Origin of the sequence: Paraclostridium tenue (genome assembly GCF_039521565.1) — a bacterium.
In the GTDB taxonomy this organism is placed as follows: domain Bacteria; phylum Bacillota; class Clostridia; order Peptostreptococcales; family Peptostreptococcaceae; genus Paraclostridium; species Paraclostridium tenue.
Genome location: NZ_BAAACP010000005.1, coordinates 119513 through 140086 on the forward strand (window position 1 = coordinate 119513; position 20574 = coordinate 140086).

Annotated in this window: 22 protein-coding genes; 6 read left to right on the forward strand and 16 right to left on the reverse strand. The window is 23.1% G+C overall.

Annotated elements, in window-relative coordinates; translation table 11 throughout:
* Nucleotides 1-36: 36 nt before the first annotated feature.
* Entirely contained in the window at nt 37-1263 is a 1227-nt protein-coding gene (locus ABFX13_RS05615) for a VanW family protein (protein WP_346043649.1), read from the forward strand.
* 61 nt (nt 1264-1324) lie between these two features.
* Here the strand turns inward: ABFX13_RS05615 and ABFX13_RS05620 are convergent, their stop codons facing one another.
* Nucleotides 1325-2221 (reverse strand): glycoside hydrolase family 73 protein, encoded by an 897-nt coding sequence (locus ABFX13_RS05620; RefSeq protein ID WP_346043651.1) that lies wholly within the window; start codon nt 2219-2221, stop codon nt 1325-1327.
* Between the two features lie 168 nt (nt 2222-2389).
* Between ABFX13_RS05620 and ABFX13_RS05625 the strand changes: the two genes are divergently transcribed.
* The gene (locus tag ABFX13_RS05625) at nt 2390-2974 is read left to right on the forward strand and encodes a DUF2284 domain-containing protein (protein WP_346043653.1); all 585 of its coding nucleotides are present in this window, start codon (nt 2390-2392) and stop codon (nt 2972-2974) included.
* A gap of 69 nt (nt 2975-3043) precedes the next feature.
* Nucleotides 3044-3325: a hypothetical protein gene (locus ABFX13_RS05630; protein ID WP_346043655.1), complete on the forward strand. Its 282-nt coding sequence runs from the start codon at nt 3044-3046 to the stop codon at nt 3323-3325.
* Nucleotides 3326-3440: 115 nt separating this feature from the next.
* On the opposite strand, the gene ABFX13_RS05635 is transcribed toward ABFX13_RS05630, so the two are convergent.
* Nucleotides 3441-5318, reverse strand: a complete 1878-nt coding sequence (locus tag ABFX13_RS05635; protein WP_346043657.1) for an FUSC family protein — start codon at nt 5316-5318, stop codon at nt 3441-3443.
* Nucleotides 5319-5566: 248 nt separating this feature from the next.
* Nucleotides 5567-6736, reverse strand: coding sequence for an AI-2E family transporter (locus ABFX13_RS05640; protein WP_346043659.1), 1170 nt, complete (start codon nt 6734-6736; stop codon nt 5567-5569).
* A 188-nt stretch (nt 6737-6924) separates the two neighbouring features.
* Between ABFX13_RS05640 and ABFX13_RS05645 the strand changes: the two genes are divergently transcribed.
* Together ABFX13_RS05645 and ABFX13_RS05650 are read left to right on the forward strand one after the other, a co-directional pair.
* Entirely contained in the window at nt 6925-7101 is a 177-nt protein-coding gene (locus ABFX13_RS05645) for a hypothetical protein (RefSeq protein ID WP_346043661.1), read from the forward strand.
* Nucleotides 7102-7448: 347 nt separating this feature from the next.
* Nucleotides 7449-7949, forward strand: coding sequence for an HdeD family acid-resistance protein (locus ABFX13_RS05650; protein WP_346043664.1), 501 nt, complete (start codon nt 7449-7451; stop codon nt 7947-7949).
* A 46-nt stretch (nt 7950-7995) separates the two neighbouring features.
* On the opposite strand, the gene ABFX13_RS05655 is transcribed toward ABFX13_RS05650, so the two are convergent.
* The 12 genes from ABFX13_RS05655 to ABFX13_RS05710 form a co-directional block, all read right to left on the reverse strand.
* Entirely contained in the window at nt 7996-8556 is a 561-nt protein-coding gene (locus tag ABFX13_RS05655) for a hypothetical protein (protein ID WP_346043666.1), read from the reverse strand.
* A gap of 217 nt (nt 8557-8773) precedes the next feature.
* Nucleotides 8774-9187 (reverse strand): large-conductance mechanosensitive channel protein MscL, encoded by a 414-nt coding sequence (mscL, locus tag ABFX13_RS05660; protein ID WP_346043668.1) that lies wholly within the window; start codon nt 9185-9187, stop codon nt 8774-8776.
* Nucleotides 9188-9275: 88 nt separating this feature from the next.
* A complete protein-coding gene (locus tag ABFX13_RS05665) occupies nt 9276-10508 on the reverse strand; it encodes an aminopeptidase P family protein (protein WP_346043670.1) in 1233 nt (410 codons plus the stop codon).
* A gap of 100 nt (nt 10509-10608) precedes the next feature.
* Complete coding sequence (locus tag ABFX13_RS05670; RefSeq protein ID WP_346043672.1) at nt 10609-12621, reverse strand: FtsX-like permease family protein; 2013 nt, start codon at nt 12619-12621, stop codon at nt 10609-10611.
* On the reverse strand, nt 12611-13375 hold the full coding sequence (locus tag ABFX13_RS05675; protein ID WP_346043675.1) for an ABC transporter ATP-binding protein: 765 nt from the start codon (nt 13373-13375) through the stop codon (nt 12611-12613). Before ABFX13_RS05675 ends, ABFX13_RS05670 begins: the two co-directional genes overlap by 11 nt.
* 219 nt (nt 13376-13594) lie before the next feature.
* On the reverse strand, nt 13595-14530 hold the full coding sequence (locus tag ABFX13_RS05680; RefSeq protein WP_346043678.1) for a DUF1648 domain-containing protein: 936 nt from the start codon (nt 14528-14530) through the stop codon (nt 13595-13597).
* A 24-nt stretch (nt 14531-14554) separates the two neighbouring features.
* Nucleotides 14555-14704 carry a hypothetical protein gene (locus ABFX13_RS05685; RefSeq protein ID WP_346043680.1) on the reverse strand — a complete coding sequence of 50 codons (150 nt, stop codon included), beginning with the start codon at nt 14702-14704 and terminating at the stop codon, nt 14555-14557.
* Nucleotides 14704-15087, reverse strand: a complete 384-nt coding sequence (locus ABFX13_RS05690; RefSeq protein ID WP_346043684.1) for a GntR family transcriptional regulator — start codon at nt 15085-15087, stop codon at nt 14704-14706. The genes ABFX13_RS05685 and ABFX13_RS05690 overlap by 1 nt, the downstream gene beginning before the upstream one ends.
* A gap of 138 nt (nt 15088-15225) precedes the next feature.
* On the reverse strand, nt 15226-16236 hold the full coding sequence (locus ABFX13_RS05695; protein ID WP_346043686.1) for a sensor histidine kinase: 1011 nt from the start codon (nt 16234-16236) through the stop codon (nt 15226-15228).
* Nucleotides 16233-16904 (reverse strand): response regulator transcription factor, encoded by a 672-nt coding sequence (locus tag ABFX13_RS05700; RefSeq protein WP_346043690.1) that lies wholly within the window; start codon nt 16902-16904, stop codon nt 16233-16235. The genes ABFX13_RS05695 and ABFX13_RS05700 overlap by 4 nt, the downstream gene beginning before the upstream one ends.
* A 223-nt stretch (nt 16905-17127) precedes the next feature.
* Nucleotides 17128-18129: a tetratricopeptide repeat-containing glycosyltransferase family 2 protein gene (locus ABFX13_RS05705; RefSeq protein WP_346043692.1), complete on the reverse strand. Its 1002-nt coding sequence runs from the start codon at nt 18127-18129 to the stop codon at nt 17128-17130.
* A gap of 72 nt (nt 18130-18201) precedes the next feature.
* Complete coding sequence (locus tag ABFX13_RS05710; RefSeq protein ID WP_346043694.1) at nt 18202-18627, reverse strand: hypothetical protein; 426 nt, start codon at nt 18625-18627, stop codon at nt 18202-18204.
* A gap of 157 nt (nt 18628-18784) precedes the next feature.
* Here ABFX13_RS05710 and glsA point away from each other — a divergent pair, with 157 nt between their 5' ends.
* Entirely contained in the window at nt 18785-19714 is a 930-nt protein-coding gene (glsA, locus tag ABFX13_RS05715) for a glutaminase A (protein WP_346043696.1), read from the forward strand.
* A 67-nt stretch (nt 19715-19781) separates the two neighbouring features.
* Here glsA and ABFX13_RS05720 read toward each other — a convergent pair whose 3' ends face one another.
* Nucleotides 19782-20453: a hypothetical protein gene (locus tag ABFX13_RS05720; protein WP_346043698.1), complete on the reverse strand. Its 672-nt coding sequence runs from the start codon at nt 20451-20453 to the stop codon at nt 19782-19784.
* Nucleotides 20454-20574: the final 121 nt, after the last annotated feature.

Genomic DNA, 20574 nt, shown 5'->3' on the forward strand with positions numbered 1-20574 from the left:
AATATATATAAGAATAATTATAAAGGAGTTTTATATATGAAACACAAATTTAAATATTTGATAATTATAGTTATTGTATATAGTTTTTTATTAGGTTTTAGCAGTAAAAGTATGGCACTATCAAAAGATAATGTTATATACAAAAATATATATATAGAAGATATAGATGTATCATCTTTAAACACGAAAGATGCAATTAATTTAGTTAAATCTAAATATAAAGAAAAAGCTATTAAATTAACCTATGAAAACAAAACATATACTTTAAATCCTCAAGATATAGATTTAAGTTTTAATATAGATAAAGCTGTAAAAAAAGCTTATTTACACACAAGAAATGATGATATTTTCAAAAATATAAAAAGAAAATTTAATCTTCGATTAAAAGATAAATTTAAAATAAAGTTAGTGTCAACTTATAACGAATATAAACTAAGTTCTATTATAAATAATATATGTAAGGATATAGATATAGAAACAATTGATGCCACGATAAATATAGATGATAATGGCTCTATAAAAAGAACTAAATCGAAAAATGGTAAAAAAGTAAATAAAGTAAAATTAAAAGAAACTATCTATGATATGATAGTAAACAAAAATCTTAGTGATATAAGTATACCAGTTGATATAACTAATCCTAAAATATCTACAGAAAATGTTAATTCTATAAATGCGGTACTAGGTCAATTTAGTACTACATTTAACCATACAACATCAAGAGGGAGCAATATAAATATTGCAGGCAAAAGTACTAGTAATAAATTAATAATGCCCCATGATGAATTTTCATATAATAAATCAACTGGTTCTAGAACATGGCATAACGGATATAAAACCGCAAAAGTAATAATAGGTGGAAAATATGTTGATGGTGAAGGTGGTGGCGTTTGTCAAGTATCTACTACTATATATAATGCTGCTTTAATTTCAGGTATGGATATAACCGAAGTTCATAATCATACATTTGCATCAAGGTATGCACCAATCGGACGTGATGCTGCTGTTTCATACGGATATACTGACTTTAAATTTCAAAACCCTCTAAAACATCCTATATATATTAAAAATATTGTTAATAATGGTGTTATTACGTCTAAGATATATGGTTGTATCAAAGATAAAGAAAAAATATATATATCCACTAAATCTATTTATGAAAAAGATAAACTAAAAGTAGATACATTAAGAACATATTTAGATGAAGAAGGAAACAAAATAAGAGAAGAACTTGTAAATACAAATATATATAAGAAAAAATAATGCCGTTAGATTTATTTAAAAAGTAATTATATATAAATAAAGAGATAAAGATTTTAAATCTTTATCTCTTTATTTCTTGAACCTTACTATCAATTAATTGTAAATTATATTGCTCAATTATTTGATCTAATAACTTTTTATATGTTAAATTTCCACTTTGATCAGATACTGTACTATATCCAGAATTTTGAAGCTCTTGAGCCTGCTCTATATATGTAGATTTATTAAAAACACCTTTATATCTAGGATTTTCACTTAAAAATTTAGCATGATCTTTTATAGAATCAGCTTTTGATTTATATGCTCTAAATTGATCGTTTATAACTTGATTATAAAATTCACTAGTTTCTATATTTACAGAATCACCTTTCCAAGAAGAATGAGCTTTTATACCAAATAAATTATTATATTTAGAAGATAATTCGGATTCTCCCCAATTAGATTCAAGTATAGCTTGGGCTATAGTTATAGATGGTAATATTTTATATTTTTTATAATTAGCTATTGCACTATTTTCTATAGAATCTATAAATGCCATATATTTTCCATCAGGATTTAATCTTGATGGTTTTAATCCGTAATATTTTAAATCATCTATGTACTTATTAACTCTTTTAATTTCTCTTTTATTAAATTTTAATTTAGAAAGTACGTTTTTTAATGGTTCTATTTTATATTTATCTTTATCTTTTATTATAAATAAATTAGCAATTTCTTTTATTTTAGTATTAGAAACATTTTTAAATTTGTTATCTTCTAAAACTCCTATTATACTAGCTACATACTTCCAATTTACCTGTGCCTTAGAATAACTAACTTCATCAGTACATTTTATAAACTGTTCTACATCTATTTCTTTTTTATCTATTTCTCTTAAATTAAACATTTTTATAAAAAAAGCAATAGCTATAATTGTTAATAATATTACAAAACCTAATAAAATTCTTTTTTTACTCAAAAATACATCCCTCCATGTTCATGCTAATTATAATTGAAAATTAAGGTATATAGATAATTATAACATGGTATATAATTTTTTAATGTAACAAAGTTGTAAGATGAACATATTGACATCGCAAAACTGAAATATTAGTATTTAATTAATATAATTTATAGGAGTGTAAATATGATAACTTTAAATATTAATAAAGATAGTAATGATATAATTTTAAAAGCTAATATATGTAAAAATGAAGTATTATCAAAATATATGGATTTTAATTACTTTACAGAGCTTTGCAAAAGTGGATGTCCTCATTACAATTTAAATTATACATGTCCTCCAAATAGTCCTAAATTTGATGATTATACTAAAAATTTTAAATACTCTTTAGTAATAGCTCTGTATATAAATTTAGATGAAGATAAAACTATAGATACTTTACATTCATACTTAAGGAAAGCTTTATCGGATATACTTATACCTTTAGAAAAAGAATTCAATGGATTATTAACAGATGGAGGTCGTTGTAAATATTGCAAAAAGTGTACATATATAAATAACTTACCTTGTAGATATCCTGAAAAAATAAGGTTTAGTATGGAAGCTATGGGAATTGATTTAAATAAAGTTTGTAAAGATATATTAGATCATTCTATTGTATGGGATGAAGGTAGTGAAAATAAATATTGTACCGTTATTGGTTCTATAAATTTTAATGAAGATATAAACGAAAACGAATTTAAAAAAGCAATACTAAAACTTTTATAAATATAATAAAATTAGTTTACTTTGGAGAAACTTAATTATGACTACATTATTTAACTTGGAGGTAAACTAATGGACAATATGAGTGAAATGAGAAATAGATTAGATAATGGTAATTATGATTTAACACTTGAAATAGGTGAAAATAATTATTTTCAAGTTTATGAAGATGTAGATCACCAAGCTGCAGAAGATGTCGTTAGAAACTACTTAAGAAGTAATGCTGATGATGCAGAATTTAGTGATTTACAAATAAAACACAATAGAAGTAGACATACAGTAAGTGTTTATGCAAAGTTAAGTTATGATAACAATAGACATAAAGATTATTCTAAAAGAAATAAGTTAATGTAGTTAAAATTGAAAAAGGAGTAAATCATATGATTTACTCCTTTTTCTTTATCAAATTTAAACTAACCTACATATTATGATTAATAAATACCCTACTCTTATATAATTAAACACATTTTTAAGCATAAGAATTTGTTTCTTCTGAAGCTGAAGTTTCTAATATGTGCAATAAGTTTTTATATATTATTTTATTGTTTTTATCATCTGTATTGTTTATACTTTCTAATATTAAATCTTTAGCTTCTTCTAATTCATCTAAATTATAAGTCAATATATAATTATTATTTACAAATATAGATTCTATTTCTTTATTTTTGCTACTATTTAATTTTAAATATAAACTATACATATTGTTCATAAGCATTCTTTTTTTAGATAGTATTTTGTCTTGATTATCATCTTTAACTAAGCTATTCATAGATAATATTTTATCTTCTATTAATGTAGATATTAATAAAAGATTTTTTACCTTATGTAAATTACTTTTTTTCTTTATACATAAGTTAATTTCTTTAGACATTTCTGCTATGACATTTTTATACATAGTTATTAAATATTTATATGCATTTTGTGCATTATATGGAAGCAATATTTTGTTTATTAATAAAGCTATTACTGTACCTAATATTACAAAAGCAATTCTATTTAAAACAAATACCCCTGGAGAAGTAATAAGACATGCAGCTCCTATTGCAGATATAGTATTACATATCATTAAATCTTTATAGTCTTTAGTATAAGTACTTATATATCCTGCTAAAAGTATAATTATGCCTCTTGAACTTTGATCTTTAAATATCGAAAACAATGTAAAAACTATTATACCTCCAATAATTGTTGATACTATTCTTTTCTTAGATTTTGTTATACAATTTTCATAATACGGTTGTATAAGTGAAAATACAGTAAACATAATCCATCTACCCTCACTTAACTTAAAGTAATCCATTATAAAACCTGCAATAGATACTCCAACAGCTACTTTTATAGCATATGAAAATTTTATAGAATTTGTATTAAGATTGCTTTTATAAACATATGACATTTTAAATTCATGAGGTACATCTAATTTATTTTCTATATCTTTTTCTACTTCATTTTTTTTGTATTCATCAAACTGATAATATATATTCTCTAGTGAATCATAAAATTCATATAAATCTACACACTTTGTTTCTTTATCAATAAACTTTATTTCATTAATATTTTCACTTATATATTCTTTTAAATTGTTTAACTCTTGTTTTATAAGAGAAAGAGATTTTTCCCTATCCATAACTTCATTGCTATATTCACACTTGTATTTATCTAATAATATAGATATTCTTTCAAAATTAAATAAAATATTTAAAATACTTACTCCTTTTTGAGTCATAAAAAAGTTTTCTTTTCTATTATCATAAAGAAGCTTTTTTAAAGTTTTTAAAGATGAGTTTATTTTAAAATCTAAATCTTTAGTGTCATATTTATTATTTTGTAATAAATTAATTTTTTGCAATATATCATTACAAATATTAATAAGTAGTTTGTTGCTAGTTTTAATTAATTTATTTTTATTAACTACTAGTTGAGCTATCATGATTATTAATGCCCCACTTATTAAAGCTAAAAGGCGTATTGGTAATTGCCCTATACTTATCGGAGTTGCTACAGTAAATAGATATTGTAATCCAAATGCTATATATAATGGACTTCTAAGATCATAACTAAATATATAGCCAATTATAAATAAAGCTATAAAATTACATACAACTCCTAAAAATATATTTTGTATAGCTATAAAAGACAATAACCCTAAAAATACATTAATACTTATAAGTTTTAGTGTATTCTTAATAGGTGATATAGTTAAATCTCTTTCAAGTAACATTAACATTGCAGTTATTACTGTTACACCTATTAAGGTATTTTCTGGTCCAAATCCCGCTATAAATAAATTTATAAATGCTAAAATAAATATAAACATTATAGTTTTTGATAAAATTAATTTTTTCATAACTTACTCCTTTTGCGAATGATTAATTAATATTTAATGTTAATATTATAATTTTACCAGATTTATTATATTATTCAAATTCAATAAAGTTCGACATTATACATACATTTTAAATTTAAAATATATAATTAAATAGCTTGAGTACATATTTTGGGAAAAATATTATATATATAATACATATGAAGCCAAACTTTTTTATAAAATAAAAAATATCTATCTAAAATTAATTTTAGATAGATATTTTAAAATTATTTATTCATATAATCTTTAGTATCTATAGGAAGTCCCTTTTTATCTAGCTTTTCTTCTACTACTTCTTTTATAATAGAATATACTATAGCAAATAAAGGAACTCCTATAATCATACCAACTAAACCTAAAAACTTACCTGCAACTAATAATGAAAATAATATCCAAAATGCAGATATACCTATAGAATCACCTAATATTTTAGGTCCTATAATATTTCCATCTATTTGTTGAATAATAATTATTATAAGTATAAACCATAAGGCTTTTACAGGAGATACAAATAATATTATTATCGTTGCAGGAATAGCTCCAAAGAATGGCCCAAAAAATGGTATTATGTTAGTTATACCTATTATAACTGATATTAATAATACATATGGCATTTTAAATATTGTAAGAACAATAAATGTTAAAACACCAATTATAGCAGAGTCTATTATTTTACCACTTAAAAATCTACCAAAAGTATCATTACTTCTATCAACTAATTCTAAAGTTCTTTTTGCACGCTTTTCACTAAATACAGCAAATACAACTTTTCTACCTAAGCCAAAAAACTTTTCTTTATCAATAAGTAAGTAAATTGAAACTATAAACCCAAGTATTATATTCCAAACACTAGAGGCTACTATTCTTAAGGCTTCACCTAATACAGGAATTAAACCAGCTGCAACTGATATAAAATAATTAATAAGGTCAGTAAGTTTGTCAACTGCTAAGTTTAGTTGTTCCTTATTAACATTTAAATCATGTGTATAGCTAGTTATAAGGTCTGATAAATTAGCTATGTATGTTGGTATATCATTAACTAATCCCATTATACTTGATACCAATTGAGGTAATACAAATTGTACAAATAAATAAATTAACATGAAAGCTACTATATATGTAACTAACAGGCCTAAAGCCCTTTTACTTTTAGGTTTGAGATTTTTAAAATTTTCTTTGCTTAGTAGTTTATCTTCCACAAATACTAATATAAAGTTTAATAGGTAAGCTATAACTCCACCTATTATAAACGGTTGCAAAGTCGATATAATCTCACTTACTTTACCCGCAAACATACTTGTATCCCAAATTATTCGATAAAAAATAATACTACAGCAAACAACTATAAATGAGTATATAGATATTGTTGTATATTTACTGTTCCAATCTATTTTCATCTTAGCCTCCTATTTAATTGTAAATTCATATCGTTTTATTATAAACATTAAACCCTATTAAGTGTCAATAGTTTTGAAAATAAATTCACATTAAGTTTTCTTATAAAATCAAACATAAATAGCAATAAGTATATAATTATAAGTATATGTTTAAAATAAGTAAAACACCTATAAAAGGAGATTTAAAAATGAATAAAAAGTCTAAAACAGAAACTAACAATCAATGGGCTAGTGGAATTAACTCGTTAACAAGCAAAACAGGTATAAAACAAAAAGATGAAAATGACAACCAATGGACATCTACTTTAAAAAAATCACCTGAGATATATTCTAAAAATTGTCATCCTGAAAAACATAATAAATAATTTAAAATGACTATTTCAAAATAAACTTTTCATTTATTTATTTGAAATAGTCATTTTTATAAATAAAGTATTAAAGTTTAATTTTTTTGATTATTAAATTTTAATACTTGAATCATTCATAAATCAAAAAAGTTATAAGTTACTGTTAAATATTTATAGTATAAAATCAATAATTTTTTATAAATCTTAATATTGTAAATTATAATAATGAATTTTAATATTTATTTTTATTCATTTATAAATTCTATAAGCAATTTTTTTAACTTTTAAAATATTAAAACTTAAGACTAATATGTTTATTAATATATGACTAGTGGGTATATTCATTTGCGAGGAGATGAAATACTATGAAAAAAGATTCAAAATTAGAAGCAACATTAATATTAGAAGGAATTCTATTTGGAATAATAGGTATATTATTTTTTATAAATCCAATAGAATCTTACTTTAGTTTTACAACAGTAGCAGGTATAATGTTAATTATAATAGGTATATTTACTATAATAAGAGCATTTAAAACTACTGAAAAAGCATATTACATATTTAGCGGTATTATAAACATCCTATTTGGGATTATAGTTTGGTTTACACCTATATCAACTACAGAAACATTAATACTATTTTATGGCGTATGGGCATTAATAAGAGGTATATACCTATTAATAATGTCAATTAAAAGAAAAAATATAGGTTTTAATACTAATACTTTATATAATGTAATACTTATAATACTTGGTTTATTAATATTATCAAATCCAATTGTAACACTTTTAGCAACTCCATATATAATAGGTATATATTTTATAATATCTTGTATATTTGAGTTATACTTAGGATTTCAAGTTTAATAATATAGATAGACTATAAAAGGTGAACTCATATGAGTTCACCTTTTTATTTACTATTTTTTTCAGAATTTATAATAGATTCTATAATAGCAAGTTGCTTTTTTGACGTATTAATTTTTACATTTAGTTTGTCTAATTTAGACTTCATTGACATCTTAACCTTTTCATCCTCTGTATTTTCTAATTCTTCTAACCCTTTATTATACACACTTTCTAAAGTGTCTATTTTTAGTTTCATTTTTTCGTATACAGCTTGTGGATTGTTTTTTAGTGTCAAAACCTTTTTCTCATTAAATGACAACATCTTAAAATATATTAAGTAAATTAGCATCATTACACTTATATTAAATGTTGCATAGTTTCCATTTTGAGTTACTAAACTTACTAATTCAATACAAATAAAGTTAAATAATAATAATCTAGTTAAAGTTTTTTGATTATCAAAAAAAGCCTTATCTGTATTTTCTTTGCTTCTCATAAATCTAAATGGTATTAATACCGTTAATATTGGAGTTAAAAACAATAAATCAGCCTCAAAAACTGTATATACAATACTGAATATAAGCATAAAGGACATTGTTCTTTTGATTGAATTACTTTTCTTCATGTTATGGCACCCCTTTAATATTTTAAAGTGTTTCATATTAAAATAATATTTATATCATACCATATATTATGCAAAAAATAAATTTTAATTTATCAATACTTCATATATAAACTTAAGACTTTTTTAAAATAATTTAATAATATTGATAAATTTATAAATAATTAAGATAAGCAAAAATAAGGGTATATGTCTAAACTATATACCCTTATTTTGAAATTTATTTTTTCTTTAACAAGTCTTTTATATCTCTTAGCAATAAAACTTCTTCTGAAGATGACTTTTCCTTACTTGAAGAATCTTCTACTTTATTATTAGAAATCTTCATCTTATTTATAAGTTTTATAAATAAGAAAATACAAAATGATATTATTAAAAAGTTAACTGCTGTTTGTATAAAATTACCTAAGTTTAAAGTAACTGCTGGTAAATTACCAATAGCTTCTTTTAAAGTTATTTTATATTCTGAAAAATTTATGCCTCCAGTTAATATACCAACTACAGGCATTATAATATCATTAACTAAAGAGGTAACTATCTTAGAAAATGCACCTCCTATAACAACACCGACTGCAAGATCTATTACGTTTCCTTTAACAGCAAATTCTTTAAATTCTTCTATAAAATTTTTCATAAGTGTATCTCCTTTCTTTCATAAACTTATAGTTTCAAAAAAAAGAAATTATATTACACTATTTTAAAAAAATTTATTTGTGGTAATTTTATTTTTGTTTCATTAAATTTTCTATATCTTCTATTTCAACAGGTATATCTTTCGATAAATTTACGCAACCATCTTTTACTATTAATAAATCATTTTCAAGACGTATACCTATTCCTTCTTCTTCAATATAAAGACCTGGCTCATTAGTTATAACTGCACCACACTCTAATTTACTATTAAAATCCCATACATCATGAGTATCAAGACCTAGTGAATGACTCACTGAATGGAAATAGTATTTAGATATTTCTTCTTCTTTTTCAATAAGTCCTATATCCATACATCCCTTAGCTAATACTTTTTTAGCTATATCATTTAAATCTTTTAGTTTTAAACCTGGTTTAGCTTCTTTTTCTACCTCCTTCATAGCCGATAATACTATTGAATAAATTTGTTTTTGTCTTTTTGTAAATTTTCCATTAATAGGAATAGTTCTTGATATATCTGAGCAATAGTAATCAAACTCTGCACCTAAATCAAATAATATTAAATCGCCATCTTTTGAAGCTTGATTATTATCTTCATAATGAAGTACTGTAGCATTTTTACCTGAAGCACAAATTGTGTTAAATGCATGACTAGACGCACCTAACCTTTTTATTTCAAAATCAAAGTATGCTTCAACCTCATACTCTTTCATATTAGGCTTAATATTTTTAGCCATAGATATTATTCCTTCTTTAGTTATACTTATAGCTTTTTTAATTATTTCTATTTCTTTATCAGATTTAACCATTCTAAGCTTAACTATTTTAGGATATATATTTTTAATTTTTAAATATGGATACTTCAGTCTTAATTTATTTGCCATATCTTGAGATTGTGTTGATTGTATATCTATAGATTGTCTTTCAAGATCAAGATATATTTTATCTATACCTAATCTATTTATGTAAGATGAAATTACAGCTTCAAATTCATCTAAATATTTAATAGTTTTTACTTTACTTACTTCACTTGCTTCTTTTTTATTTATGGATCTTCCTATCCATTTTGCCATAAGTTCATCTTCTCTTTGAACAAAAACTGTTTCAACTACTTCATTTTCAGTTTTTAGTATAGTTAATATAACTTTAGTATCATCTATCCCTGTTAAATAATAAAAGTTTCTATTTGGTGTAAATTTATATTTTTGATCAGCACTTCTATATGGAGCATCCCCTGCAAACATCATAAGAAGTGAGTTTTCTTTCATATTTTTTACTAAATTTTTACGATTTGATTCAAACATATTACTACCCCCTTATTAATTTATTTATTATATAATTATATCACTTTTACTGATGAAAATTTATAATAAAAAAGCACTTTAAAATAATTTAAAGTGCTTTTTAAATAATTTTAACTATATTTTTGTATCCTGTATATGTTGCATAGAAATATCCAGTATATATTACTATAAATACTATAGCTGTAAATAATGAAGAACCACCTATATCTGGTTTATCATATAAAGCTATAAATTCATTAACTACTTTTATACCTACAATTGAATGGATGAAAGCAAGGGATACCGGCAAACTAAAGTATATTAATGTTTGAACAAATATGCTTTTATTTATCATTTTATCATTTGCACCTAACTTTTTAAGAGCTTTATATCTATTTATACTATCACTAGCTTCTGACAGTTGTTGAAGTGCTAAAACTGCCATACTAGAGATTAAGAACACTATTCCTAGATATATTCCTGTAAATAGTACTATGGTAACCGATCCTTTATTATCTTCGTATATAGCTTTTTTAGTATAACCATGCACATAGCCAAACTTATCATAATTCATCTTACAATCCATAAAATCGTTAAATAATTTAAAGAACTTCTCTTCTGACTTGTTATAATCTCCTTTAAAGTTAACATCTAAATTAGATGTTTGAATTGGTAAATTATTAGTCAAATTATCATTAACTACTAACGTTAATAAATTATCTGCAAAACCTGTAGAGCGAAGAGCATCTTTTATTGGTTCTTTATTTCGTATAATATAATCTTTTCCATCTATCTTCACAGTTCTATTTTTTTCTAAAGACTTATTTATCATATTTAGTACTGTATTATTATTGGACATTAATAAAACTTGATTATTTTTTAAGTTAACTGAGTCTTTTCCTTCTAACTTTCTTATATTATTATAATCTGAAAGTTTTATAAATCCTATTTTTTCATCACCTAATCCAGTTAATATCTTTTCACTTGAACTAACTGTATTTTTACCTAAAATATCATTAAATGTAACTTTAGAAGTATATGTATTAAAATACACATAAGTTTCAGAGTTATCAAACTTAAAATTAAGAGCAGATAAAGATTCTTTTATACTTTTTATTTTATCATCTTTATTTATATACATAATAGCACTTGCATCAAAAGGTGTAGTATTTTTTAGGCTACTTTCTAAAGCATTTTTTAAACTCATTCCAGTTGATAATATACCTATAGTTAAAAATAACATTAAGCATATTACTGATACTGATAAAAAGTTTGTATTAATTTTACTATTTAGTTGTTTAATTATAAATATATTTAAGCCTTTAAAATATATTTTCTTATTCTTTTTAACTACAAAAAGAAGTGCTCCTGCTAAACTATAGAAAAATAATAATGTACCTAAAACTCCAAGAATTATTGATATCATAAATTTAGGATTTTTAATATTTAAACCTACATCGATAATAAATTTATAAGCAAATCCTAAAGATAAAATACATAATATAAAAGTAATTAAATATATTAATGGATTTTTAAACTTTATATTTTCATTTTTTCTACCAGCTGTTAATAAGTCTATTATTTTATATTTAGATATTATTATGCTATTAAATATCATTACTAATAAAAACATTATACCGAAGTAAATAATAGTTTTTATAATTGCACTTTGTGAAATTATAAATTTATATTCACTCATATTAGCTTCAAATAATTTAGATGTTAAAGCTGATAATCCTTGACTAAGGACAAATCCAATTAATAAACCACTAATTAATGATGCTATACCTACTATAATTGTTTCAAGTACTAATATCTTAGATATTTTAAATTTTCCCATGCCTAATGTCATATATATTCCTAGTTCTTTTTTACGCTTTTTTATTAAAAAGTTATTCGCATATAATATTAAACCTCCTAAAATAACAGAAACAAATACTGATAAGCCTCCTATTAAATAGGATAGCATATCTATAGTATTAGATGTAGATTGATTCATTTCAAGTATGGCTTTTTGAGATTCTATAGAGTTAAAGCTATAAAATATACTAACTGAAAGCGTTAAAGTTAGAAAGTATATACTATAGTCTTTAAAACTTTTTTTTACATTACCAAAGGCAATTTTAGAATACATTCTCATCACCTCCAAGTAAGGTTATTACATCCATTATTCTATTGAAAAATTCTTTTCTACTATCATTTCCTCTAACTAACTCATTAAATATCTTACCATCTTTTATAAACAGTATTCTGTGTGCATAACTCGCAGTGAAAGAATCATGAGTTACCATAAGTATAGTTGTCTTTAATTCTTTATTTAAACTTTCAAATCTTTCAAGTAATAATCTTGCAGATTTAGAATCAAGTGCTCCTGTTGGTTCATCTGCTAATACTAATGATGGATTTGTAACTATAGCTCTAGCTGAAGCTACTCTTTGTTTTTGCCCTCCAGACATTTGATACGGGTACTTATTAAGTACTTTTTCTATCTCAAGATACTTTGATACTTCTTTTATTTTTGAATCTACTAAAGAACTTTTTTCGCCTTTAATAGTAAGTGCTAATGCTATATTCTCATATGCAGTTAAAGTATCTAATAAATTAAAATCTTGGAATATAAATCCTAATTCATTTTGTCTGAATTTATCTAATTTCTTTGATTTAAGTTTTGTTATATCTTGATTATTTATTATTATCTTTCCACTAGAAACATTATCTATTGTTGATATACAGTTAAGTAAAGTAGTTTTACCACTGCCACTAGGTCCCATTATTCCAACAAATTCTCCTTCAAGTACACTAAAGCTTATATTATCTATTGCTTTACTTATATTATCTTTATTTCCGTAGTATTTTTCTATATTTTCTACATTTAATATGTTTTTCATTTTTTTCCTCCTAGTTTATTATCATGAATTTATTTTACACTTATTTTTGAAAAAAAGCCTTACAGAAAAATTTAATTAATCTTACAATTTGGTAAGTATAGTAAAATAAATAAAACTACCTTTAAATTTAATTAATAAATTATCTAGGTAGTTTTGTTTTAATTACTTTTTATATTATTTTTCACTTGATCTTTATTTTTCTAATAATATCTTATATTTTTAAAATGCTGTTAAACTAAATATAAATATTAAAATTAAAAATATAGTTATAATTTTAGCTGATTTATGAGCCATATTAAATGTCCATCCAGCTCCTAATCTTGTTTCTACCATAAGCGAGGGGTCTTCTTTATTGTAATATATAAATCCATATATCCATTTTTCATCATCACTTTCTATCATGTAAGTATTCTTATTTTTTGCTTTTAGTGATGATAACATTATAAAGCTATAAGTTAAAAATATACTTACTATTATCGGTATAAATATAGTTATAAAAACTAATGGCACTGGCATACTCATATTACTAACCGTAAGTATAGGGTTTATAGAAGTTGCTAATTGCATACTTATAGTTATAATAAACAATGAATAGCCTATATTATTTAAATATTTTAAAGCTTTCTTTCTATTTTCTTCTTTATTTTGAGTATCTATATAGCTTCTATATCCTATTATTCCTACTCCCATATAACTAAGCATTAATACCATACCCAAATCTACTATATTTATAAAAAATACATTTTTAAAATTCTTTGGAGCGTAAGCATCTGGTTTACCATCTATTCCCCAGTGTATTGGTATTGTTTGTGGCAAACTGTTGTAGTTTATAGCTACATATAAAAATGACATTATAGATATAGCTATACATATACCAAATAATATTTTAAACTTTCTTTTAAGCTTTTCTTTTTCATTTATAAATTTAGTATCTATAGCAACACTTTGCTTACTCTGTTTTTGAATAGATTCCCCACTAGAATAAGATATTAATTGAGTTTTTATATTCTTTACCTCTATATAACTATCTCTTAAATGCCAAAAACTAAGACCTATATAAGTTATTAATGCTATTGGAATTACAATAGTTTCACTTCCAAATGTTTTAATTATTAAAATGCTTAAAATTATTATAAGCATTGAAATATAATTCATTTTTCTTTTATAACTTTTATCTATTCACTTTTTATCATCTTCATTTAAATCTATATTTTTAACGTATACTCCATAAAAATAATTTTTTCCACTTAACATTTGTATATATACTATAATTAAATGTGTAAATATTAGTATAGGAATTAATATAAAAAAACCTACCATATTTTCCATTATTTTTTCACCCCATAAATTTTAAAATAATTTTCACATAAGTCAATAAATTCATCTTGTTCTATCCCTTTTAAATAGCTTTCTGCAACCAAAAGCTCTACTTGTTCTTTAATATTATTAAAGTTAGATTCATCTTTTTTTATAGGTAGATTATTTACTATAGCCCCTTTTCTTCTATCTATATTTATATAGCCCTCATCTTTAAGTAAATTGTATGCTTTACTTACTGTATGTAAGTTTATACCTATTTCATCTGCTAATGCTCTAACTGATGGTAGTGATTCATTTATCTCTAAATCACCTTTAGCTATTGATTTTATTATTTCTTCTCTTATTTGTATATATATAGGTTTATCACTATTAAAGTCTAAGTTTAATATCAAATTTATCACCTCTCTTAGTATATAAATTTTTCATTTATATTGTTATATATATTGTATAACATATATCATCTCCACATCAATAATAATATTAACTTAATAAAAATAGGTATGCATTTTTATACATACCTATTTTTATCTTTATTTAAATATTTCATTATTTACTGGAAATACTATACTTACACTAGTTCCTTCATCTTTTTTCGAAGTTAGATTTATATTAAGACCTAATTTATCACATAATTTTTTACATAAATATAAACCTATACCTGTTGACTTTGAATATTTTCTTCCATTTTCTCCTGTAAATCCTTTTTCAAAAACTCTAGGCACATCTTTTTCTTCTATACCTACTCCGTTATCAGTTATTGTTAATACTATATTATTTTTATTTAAAACGGAGTTTATATTTATTCTCGCATTTTTACTTTTAGAATATTTTATAGAGTTTACCATTATCTGATTTATCATAAATTCTACCCATTTTGAGTCACTATATATTATATTATTAATATTTTCAACATTTATAGCAATTTTTTTACTTATACAATCTCTAGCATTTTTTCTTATAACTTTTCTTACTATATTTTCTAAATTAAAGTTTTTAATTATATAATCTTTATTAACATCATTACTTCTTGAATAATACAATACTTGTTCTACATAATCTTCTATTTTTTGAATTTCTGATTTTATATGAAATGGTATTGTATCAGAGTTATTTTCTATAAATAACATAGTAGAAGCTATAGGTGTTTTTATTTCATGTACCCAAGTTTCTATATATTCTTTATAGTCATTTTGCATATTTTTATAGTAATTTATATTATCTCTCATAGAACGATTAGTTTCTTTTAACAAATCATAAACTATTTTTTCATGTAAACGTCTTGGTTTATCTATAACTTCTGATAATAAATACTTTTTATCTAAGTTTTCACATATTCCAACAATGTTATCATAGTATTTCTTTTGACTTACAAAATCAAAAATCATATAAGTTATAAATGGAGCAAACCATATTACAAAAATTAAAAATATAATTTGAACACTAGTTTTAGTTGCTAAAAGAGCTATAGACATTATAAAAAATAATAATACATTAATAATTAAAAATACCAACCTATCTTTTAAATATTCACTTAGCTTCATTTCATTATATACCCTAATCCTCTTCTAGTCTCTATATAATCTTTTAAACTTAATTCTTCTAGTTTCTTTCTTATCCTAGTCATATTTACAGATAAAGTATTATCATCTATATATACATCTGAATTCCACATATAATTCATCAATTCATCTCTAGATACTATTGTTTCTTTATTTTTCATAAGATATGCTAATATCTTCATTTCATTTTTACTTAATTCTACACTTTTATCAAAAGCAGTTATTATTCCTTTAGATAAATCAAGATTTAAATCTTTATATGTTAATATATCAGTATTTGAGCTATCACTATATGTTCTTTTTATTACTGCACCTATGCGAGCAAGTAATATTTGTGTATTATAAGGTTTAGTTACAAAATCATCTGCTCCTAAGTTAATACTCATAAGTTCATCTATTTCACTATCTCTACTCGTTACTATTATTATAGGTATATTTAAGTTTTTTCTTACTTCTCTGCATATATAAAACCCATCATATACTGGTAAATTTATATCTAATAGTATAAGATCTGGACTTTCTTTTTTTATATCTTCTATGATATTTTCAAAGTTTTCAGAAGTAATAACTTCATATCCATATCTTATAAGCAGTGATTTTAGTTCTTCTCTTATAACTTGAGAATCTTCTATTATCATTAGTTTCTTCATATTATTTCTCCTTTAGGTAATTCTTGTATATTAATTTATCATTTTTATAATTATTATTAAAGCGTTATATTATTATTATGTATATAGTAAATATATAAGTTTTGGAATTATATAATTATTACTTTGCTATATTAGATTATACATTTACTACTAAAAAATTTATACCATCATTCATAGTAATTTAAGTTAATTGAATCTATATCTTAGTAATTAGAATTTTCTTTTAGAAATCTATACTCGCACGTATAAGCCTATTTTTCATTTCATTTATATCATAAATATTATCAAAATGATTATTTGGATATTTTTTTTCAAATGGACAATTTATATAATTATTAATAGACTCTAAAGCCTTACTTACATTACCACACTCTATATAGGCTAAACATTCCATAAAGTACAAGTCTTTAAAATTTTGGGTTGTAGCTTTTACATTTTCTATAAATCTTAATGACTTATAAAACTGTTTGGTATTTGAATAGGCTTTGACTGTATTTAATATTAAGCATGGATAAAATATATAGTTGTATTTCATATCAAGTTCATTAATAGCTTTTTCATAGGAAGCTATTGCATTTTCAAAGTCTTTTATTCTTGAATACTCATTACCTAAAATATAGTAATAATAAGTGTCCTTTTCTTTTTCTTCATAACTTTTTAATATGTTTATATTTCTTTTATATTTACTTTGTATATCAGTTGTATTTGGATCATACCCATAATGAAATATACGTATATCTAAAAATTTAAAACAATTGTATTTATTGTATTTTTGTATTGAATTTGCTATTTGTTCATGTATTTTTCCCTTAAACTTATAATTTTTATTATTTTTAAACAACCTAAAAACTGTATAATCTCCAACCTCGATTTTATTTATTATATTTATAAGTCTTAAAAAGTATCCTTCAGATAAATTTTTACTACTTAATAAATTTTTTATTTTAATTAAGTCTTCTTTAGGTATTTCTTCATCTGCATCTAAAAACAATATATAGTCTTTTGTTGCATAATTTATGGATACATTTCTAGCTTCACTAAAATCATTATTCCATTTGTGTTTTATTATTTTAGCATAATAATTTTTACATATTTCAATAGTTCTATCAGTAGAACCAGTATCTACGATTATAATTTCATCTGATATTTTTTTTACACTATCTAAACATCTATTTATATTTTTTTCTTCATCTTTAACTATCATACAAACACTTAAAGTTTTCAATTAATCGCCCCCAAAATATAAATCTAAAACCAAAAGAGGTCTATCATAATTAATATGATAGACCATAGTTTTTTAGTTATCTTTTTTAAAAAATGTATTACTAGCACTCGTTAAAAAACCTATAGATGAAAATAATAAGTTTTTAATAATTAACAGAGATTGATTATCTACACTCACATCTACTATACATGCTAAGATAATAACGATTGTAGATATTACAGAAAAACTTCCAACTAATAAAATTTTATTTTTTAATAATTTAGGATTTGAAGTACAAGTTTTAGTTGATTTTTCTAATATATATCCTGATATTGAAGAAAAAATTAATCTTATAGTAACAAAATGTTCTTTTTCATCTAATCCCGAATTAAATACTGATATGCAAACAACAAAGAAGTATAATATACCTAAAGGAATCAGATATTTACAAATTATGTCTAATTCATCATAAAAGTCTTTGAACTCATCATAGATTTTTTTTGCAAATTTTTTTATCATAATAATCACCACTGTAACTATTTTAAATAGTTACAATTTATAATATGAAAAATAGCGAATTCTGTTACATCTAAGTATTTTTACAAGAAAGTTTTGTTAAATAATTTTGGGGTAATTAAATAGTAGGTTTAAATTTCATAAAAAGGAAGCGATTTTAATGTTTGATTTACTTGAAACCCTAGTTAAAGAAAATAAAAAGTATATAAAATATGGTAATGTTGCCACTTATATACCTGCTCTAGCTCAAGTTGATGAAAATCAATTAGGTGTAGCTATTGTTGATTTAAGAAATAATAACTATAAAGAATACTTTGCTGGAGATTATAACCAAGTCTTTGCAATAGAAAGTACTTCCAAAGTTATAACTTTAATAATGGCTATGATGGACAACAGTCCTGAATATGTATTTAAAAAGATAGGTATGGAACCAAGTGGATTTGCTTTTAATTCTATACTTAATATGGAAATAAACAATAAGCCTGTTCCTTCTAATCCTTTCATAAATGCTGGAGCTATAGTTGTCAACTCATTAGTAAAAGGTAAAGATAGTAATGAAAGAACTAAAAGAATTTTAGAATTTACAAAAAAATTAACTAATAACCCTGATATAGATGTAATTGAAGATATATATTTATCTGAAAAAAGAACTGGAGATATAAATAGATCTTTAGCTTATCACATGAAAGGATGCAATATTGTTGATGGTGATGTAGAGGATATTCTTGACTCTTATTTTAGACAATGTTCTATATCTGTTACTGCTATGGATTTAGCTAAGATAGGCTCAGTACTAGCAAATAAAGGAATTTGTCCTTGGAGTAATGAAAGATTAATACCTATGGATATTTGTACTATTGTTAAATCTATAATGGTTACTTGTGGATTATATGATGAATCTGGAGATTTTGCTGTTCATATAGGTATACCTGCTAAATCTGGTGTTGGTGGAGGAATTTTAGGTGCTGTCCCTAATAAAATGGGGATTGGTATATTTGGGCCTGCACTTGATTCTATGGGAAATAGTATAGCTGGGGTTAAAATGCTACAACAATTATCTAAAAATCTAGATTTAGATATATTTGAATAGCTTTTTAAGGAGATATCTTTATTTTAAAGATACCTCCTTTTTAAGAATAAGAATTTATATATTAATTTTAAACAAAAATATTGATACTAACACCAATACTTAAATCATCATCAATAAAAATAAAATCTATAGGATTTATTAATATTGTTTCATTTATGTATTCTTCTGATTCTATATGTTTTTTTATAATTTTTTCCTTTGATTCAAACTCTTTTTTAGTTCTATTTACATATTTTTCTATATCAAGTAGTTTAGACTTATAATCAGATAGCTTATTCTTTATTTGATTTATATTGGCTAAAGCTTCATTTAAACTTGCTATCTTATTTTTATCATTATTGAAAAAGTTTCTCACTACGTTATACTCATGCCCTAAATCATTTGTTTCTTTTATTATTTTATTTATTTTTATTTTATTTTTTATTTGCTGTTGTTTATCATATTTTTTATTCTTTTGACAATCTGATTTTATTTCTTTTAAAGTAGCTTCCATTTTACGTAATTTATTTTCATGATATTTGGCTAACTCTAATTTTTCTTTTATAGCTTTTTGACTTCTATTTGCTATATTGATTTTTCTTTTTAAATCTTTACAAATATTATTGTCTGGATTTTTACCTTTTTTTCGTTTTATCTTTTTATTACTTTTATTTTGCTTTTCTGTCCTTATTCTTTTGTTTAAATCATCTTGTATATTTATTTCGTAATTTCTAAGATAAGTCTTATCTCCTATAATCATAAATACACCTCCCCTCTATAAAAACTATTTAACTAAATTTTGAGCCTATTACCATATATCGGTACTTTTTATTTAAACGTAAGTATTGTAAGACAATTAATTAAATAAAAAGCAATATTTA